General features: G+C 38.9%; 3 protein-coding genes and 1 pseudogene. All 4 read right to left on the bottom strand.

Annotation, left to right across the window (positions count from 1 at the left end):
• Positions 1-339 (bottom strand): annotated as a pseudogene (locus NL42_RS17940) (putative pilus assembly protein FilE); the annotation flags it as partial.
• On the bottom strand, positions 333-1,997 hold the full coding sequence (gene filD / locus NL42_RS17935) for a putative pilus system OmpP1/FadL family transporter FilD (RefSeq protein WP_016139187.1): 1,665 nt from the start codon (positions 1,995-1,997) through the stop codon (positions 333-335). The gene filD and the pseudogene NL42_RS17940, both read right to left, overlap by 7 nt.
• A 12-nt stretch (positions 1,998-2,009) precedes the next feature.
• Positions 2,010-3,218, bottom strand: a complete 1,209-nt coding sequence (gene filC / locus NL42_RS17930; RefSeq protein ID WP_461313786.1) for a putative pilus system protein FilC — start codon at positions 3,216-3,218, stop codon at positions 2,010-2,012.
• A gap of 45 nt (positions 3,219-3,263) precedes the next feature.
• Entirely contained in the window at positions 3,264-4,097 is an 834-nt protein-coding gene (filB, locus tag NL42_RS17925; protein WP_461313785.1) for a putative pilus system C39 family peptidase FilB, read from the bottom strand.
• Positions 4,098-4,178 lie beyond the last annotated feature (81 nt).

The following is a 4,178-nucleotide window of genomic DNA, read 5'->3' as shown; positions in this document are numbered from 1 at the left end:
AGTCGGTGCAGTCGGTGCAGTCGGTGCAGTATTTAGTTTCTTTTCTATTTGTTGTTCTACTTTTTTCGAGGAATCTGTAGTTTGTTCTTTTTCCCTTGAAAGTTTTTGAACAGGCAAAGCTACAGTCTTCTCTGGCAGATTTTTGGACTGTACGTCTATGCTAGGGAGAGACTGTTTTTCCTGATCAACTCTTCTACTAGGCACAATCATAGGACGACCATCGGGACCTATAATCGTATAAAATCCGTCTGCATAAGAAACAGAAACATTCGCTATCGCAACACATAAGGTTAAAATAGCGAAATTAGGGCTAAACATCCATTTATACTGTTTTACCATTTTGTTCTATAACTCAAACCAAGTACTGTGACTTTTGTATTCGTTTTTACATCTAAACCTGAATAAGGGTTTAATAAGATATTATCGACACCACACTTATTCGATAGAGTACTACTACAAGCTGGAATATTGTCACGACTACGTAAGAAACCGACAGAAAGATCTAAGTCTGTATCCGTATCAAAACGATAACCTACGCCCAAACCGAATAATTGCGCATTATTGATCGGAACCATAGTATTACGTTTATCATTAGGAATAGAACTAGCACGCGGCTCATAACCTGCTCGTAACTTCAAACGATCAGTTGCTGAATATTCTAAACCAATACCCCAGCTCCATGGTGAAGTAAACTTTAATGGCAATGCTAAAGAGTTATCAGTCACATCATTCGATAGAAGTTTGGCAATTTTTAATAATGTAATCTGTCTATCAAATTCAAATTTAAACTTATCCCAAGCAGAATAATCAGTCCATCCAACATCAAAGTTTAATTGTAAATCTGGAAATATTTTGTATTTAATACCTGCCTGAAAATGTGCAGGATACTCTAAATCCATCGCGACTAAACCAGACTCAGTATCAGGAACATATCCTGGTAGTCCAAGAATCGCAGCTAAAATTTGCCCAGTTGCCGATGAGTTTAATCCCTGAACCAACTGTTGAGGCGCTTTGGCATTATTAATCATGTATTTGCCTTTGAGACGCATCTTGGCAGCACTTTGATATACCATACCAAAGCCAAAATCATCTGTCGGCTCCCAAAGCAATCCCAAGTTATAACTAGGGCTTAATGATTGTTCTAATGAAACTTGTAGTGACCCCATTTTATTAAATGGATTCATTCCTTCTTTTGTATTACAAATTCCTAATAAGAGCAGATCAGTAATCATATCGTTATTGTCTTTGAAGGGTGCACACACCACATCATCAACCATACGCAGTACACCAATCATTTCATTAGGAAAACGTAAATCAGTATTTAAAGCGATCGCGTTATACGACATACCAATCGAAGCACCAATTGATAAATGATCATTTACTTGATAACCAAAAGATGGGGATAGATATGTAATACGCTCTACAGCAACCTGTTGTCCCATATAGTTACCAGGATTGCCATTTTCTGCTCCAAAACCGGCTACTAAAGGCGCATACATTGCCGTTGCAAAGGTTACTTTTGAGCCTGGTGGTTTATAGGCTATACCAGCTGTAGGCGCAACGAGTGGATACCCCGCTCCCAAGTCAACCATTTTTTTAAGAATGGGTACATATAAGCTTGCATACTCGACATCACCATGTACAGAATCTTTAAAATCTGTACAAATATTGGCAGAAATTTCTGGTCCATCATTACAAACCAGAGGATCGTCTGAATAGCCAAAAATGTTGTACCCAGGAGGAGCTGAGAACTCACGCTGGATATCAAAGTTTGCAAGAATACCTTGTACATCTGTTTGTAACCCATCAATTTTCGCTAGTGCTGCTGGGTTAAAATGAACTGCACTAATCCCTGGAGGATCTGCCGTTACAGCATTCCCCATCGATAGTGAACGAATATCAACAGCTAGGTTTTGTCCTAATTGAGCATTGGCAAAGCTAGAAAAACCGGAGATAACAATTGCCGCCGTTAGAGGACATAATTTAGGATATTTCACCTGCATATCTCCTTATTTTTGTTTTTTAGTAAAACCTAAAATATCTAACGGGAATGACAAGCCAAGTGAAATATCTGGCGCATCTTCGGTTAAACCAATACCTACCGTACCATTAACAATTGTTTCAGGTGAAACACGCACACCTAAAGCAAAAGACAACATTGCACTACTTTGGTCTGGCGATTTATATGATTCATCTCCATTATTAAATTCAAACTCAGCGTTCATATTAAAGCTTTGTTGATACGACATGGTTAATGACACGTCATAGTTAAATGAGTAAGCAAAACCGAATGAGAAGCCGCCACTAATGCCTGGATCAAAAGAAGTTAAAATCCTTGGCCCCTTAGCCCCGCTACCACGCGCCTGATTCAAACCTGTTTCTTTAAAACCATAATTGGCAGAAGCAGAAGCAAATAAAACAACTGGATCAATATATTTACGAGTACTCGCACCTACGCCAGCTGAGTAGTAACCTTTACCTGTTGATAGCTCATCTAAACCAATTTCATATGGGCTATCCCCTGTCTTAGAAGATAAACTACCAAAAAGTACCAATGGTAATCGGCCTTGTTTTAATGGAAAAGGTTCCCAGCGAGCGCCAAGGGAAATATCCCCTAACCCAGCAGTAGTCGTATCACGAATAATTTCAGATTTTGCAACAAAAGGAAGAGTTGCCGATAAAGTTAAGTTGTCCAAAACCCCATACTGGACCGTAAAACTATTTGTTAAAGTATGGTTAGCATCTTCTTCGACACGTAAACGGTTAAGCTGAGATGAATTATCTGATAAAGCTAAATCAATTCGTGTATCACGATAATATGTGTAATCGAGGTCATAATAAGATGAAATGCCCCCTTTTTTAATTAACGAATATTGCCGCTCATTTGAAGTAAATACTTCTTGTAAATTCGTCTCTTGACTTGCATCACCTTCTTTTTTCTGTAATGCAGTTGCAGCTTGATGTGCCCCCCCCTCAGTGGCAGGTACCGTACTATTGTCCGTTGCAGGTGTATCAGAAGACTGTACTGTGCTTCCTGCTATGGCTGTATTCGAGTTTGTTGTATCTACAGGTGTAGAACTTCCTGTGCTACCTGCATTTACATCTTGGCTCGATCCGCCTACTTGTCCTTGTTGTACTTGATCCTCAGCATAAATTGTCCCTGTAATGGCACTCATACTCAAGGCCAATACACTCATCTTTATCCATCGATTATTCATGTTTTTTCCCACCCAATTTATTTATTTTACTAAATTAAAATTTGACTATTTACGTTTGTAATAAAGACGCATATAGGTTTCTATTGGTAGTCCATAGGTTGCAGAGTGATTATCGTTATCTAATACGCGTCTCATAGTTGAGGCTTTATTTGCTAAACGATCATAATTAAATGTCGGATATTGCACGTCAACAAAAGCATATCTGTTGACGGTTGCATCCTCTACATGACGCATATCTGCATCTTTTAAAGCCAATAGATCTTTACGCTGAGATTCGGGGACTGAAATAACAAATAAAGTATTATTATCCCAAATTTCTTTAAAGCGACTTTCATCAAAGCTGATATTGCCTAATGCAGGATCAGCCACATAGACTCGCCCATCTTTATAAGCTTTATATACAACAAAATGTTTAAAACCAGCATAAGAAATTGGAACAATTGCAGGTTGCCCAAGTTTTACTAAATCAGAGAACTCACCGCGATAACCACCACTATCTAAACCGATTGCTGTGACAAAGCGTTTCATATCGAGTAATGAGAAACTTCGGCGCTCAATAATGCGTTGATATTCGCCATACTGTAGCAAACCGCTCATGGTCTGCTGCTCAGTCAAACTGGTTCCGACATACCCATTTAACAAAGTGGTAAGCGCAGCCGAACCACAGCTATAGTCATATGCTTGCCGAACAATACCGCGAAATTGATCTTCTACAGCAGGTTTGATTTTGACTGGTTCAATGTGATTTCTATGAAATGATAAATTACGTGAGTCGGCAGTCTCTGTGTAATAAACAGTTCCTGGTGGCTTTTTTTCTATTTCGAAGGCTTCTGTCGCAAAGTAATACATCAATGCTGAGCCTAAAACTATCTCTAACATAAGCACTTGGTCTAAATTGTGGCCTAACCGGCCTTATTCATTTTATTCTTAGAGCAATAGCTCTACATCCCTGTGTGTTGA

The sequence above is a fragment of the Acinetobacter sp. GN11 genome (genome assembly GCF_054823985.1).
Note: the sequence above shows the minus strand (reverse complement) of the source record. Positions and strands in the feature narration are given on the sequence as shown.